Source organism: Trebonia sp. (assembly GCF_049794275.1).
Taxonomy (GTDB): Bacteria; Actinomycetota; Actinomycetes; order Streptosporangiales; family Streptosporangiaceae; genus Trebonia.
On record NZ_JBARCR010001074.1, the window covers coordinates 1 to 1,596 of the forward strand.

Genomic DNA, 1,596 nt, shown 5'->3' on the forward strand with positions numbered 1-1,596 from the left:
CCGGTGATCACCGATCCGGAAACGCATGACCAGTGGGTGGCACTGGTCTCGCACGTGCCGCATCTGGTCGCTGCCGCGATGGCGGCGCGGCTGGCGCCGTCCGTGGTGCCCGCCGACGCCCTCCGGCTGGCCGGGCAGGGACTGCGTGACGTCACGAGGATCGCGGCGGGGGACAGCGCGCTATGGACGCAGATCTTGTCCGCCAACGCGGGCCCGGTCGCCGAGGTGCTCGCCGCGGTGGCCGTCGACCTCTCCGCGGCCGCCCGCGCTCTCGCCGGCGTTTCCCCGGAAACGCCGGCCGACGTCACTGACTTGCTCGAGCGGGGGCAGGCCGGGGTGGCGCGGATCCCTGGGAAGCACGGCGGCCAGCCGCGCAACTTCACCGTGGTGCAGGTGGTCATCCCCGACCAGCCAGGCGAACTGGCCAGGCTGTTCAACGCCGCGGGCGCCGCCGGGGTGAACATCGAGGACGTGCGGATCGAGCACTCGCCAGGCCTGCCGGTCGGCGTGGCCGAACTGTCGGTCCGCCCGGACCAGGCGGCGGCGCTGCTGGACGCGATGGAGGCGGGCGGCTGGCCGGTGCGCCGGTAAAGGTGTTGTCACCGTCCGGCGAGGGTGTGCGAAGCTTGACTTCATGAGTGACACCGCGAAACGGGCCGCCCCCGAAGCCAAGGCCGAGGCCGAGGCCGACCAGACCGCCCCTGAGGCCGGCGTGAAGCAGGGCGAACCGGAGCTGGTCACCGAGGCGCCCACGGCGCAGGACGACGGCGACCATGCGAAGCAGGACATGGACGAAATGAAGCGGAAGTTCCGCGAGGCCCTGGATCGTAAGAACCAGGCGCACGCGGAGGGCCAGAGCAGCGGCAGCCAGGACACCGGCAAGATCCACGGCGCGCACGGCCCGGCGGCCAGCCGCCGCAACTTCCGCCGCAAGAGCGGCGGCTGACAGCCACTCACGCGACTTACAGCCTGCCGATTTCATGATCACGAAAGAAAAGCACCCTATGCGCGTGCTTTTCTTTCGTGGTCACGCCCAATGAGTTGATAACAGCAAGAAGCGGCGCGCGCCGCCGCCACCGGGGCGCACGCTCGGACGTCAGCGGGGAAGGGATGCCGGCGCTGCCGGTACCATTTCGGGGTGGGAGATTCTTCGCCGGGGCATTTTGTCGTGGCCGTGGACGGGCCGTCAGGGTCGGGTAAGTCGAGCGCCTCGCGTGGCGCCGCGCGCGCCCTTGGCCTGCGCTACCTGGACACCGGCGCGATGTACCGCGCGCTGACCTGGTGGCTGATAGACGCGCCCGCCGACACGGCCGACGAAGCGCTGGTGGCGAGCCTCGCCGCGAAGCCGGTCATCGAGGTCGGTACCGACCCTGATGACCCGTGGACGCGGGTCAACGGCACGGACGTTTCCCGCGATATCCGCACGCGGGAGGTTTCCGCTCAGGTCAGCGCCGTCGCCCACATCCCCGCGGTGCGGCGGCACTTGATCGAACAGCAGCGCGCCATCATCGCGGCGGCCGTCGGCGGCATCGTCGCCGAAGGGCGCGACATCGGCACGGTGGTCGCGCCCGACGCGCCGCTCAAGGTGTTCCTGAC

At 70.9% G+C, this 1,596-nt stretch carries 3 protein-coding genes; all 3 read left to right on the forward strand.

Annotated features, from left to right (window positions below; all coding sequences use genetic code 11):
- Positions 1–591 (forward strand): prephenate dehydrogenase dimerization domain-containing protein (locus WA805_RS26860; RefSeq protein ID WP_425243736.1); only part of this gene is annotated, 591 nt, incomplete at its 5' end.
- A 43-nt stretch (positions 592–634) separates the two neighbouring features.
- Complete coding sequence (locus WA805_RS26865; protein ID WP_422282329.1) at positions 635–946, forward strand: DUF5302 domain-containing protein; 312 nt, start codon at positions 635–637, stop codon at positions 944–946.
- A 192-nt stretch (positions 947–1,138) separates the two neighbouring features.
- Positions 1,139–1,596: (d)CMP kinase (gene cmk, locus WA805_RS26870; protein WP_425243737.1), on the forward strand; the 458-nt coding region annotated here is incomplete at its 3' end.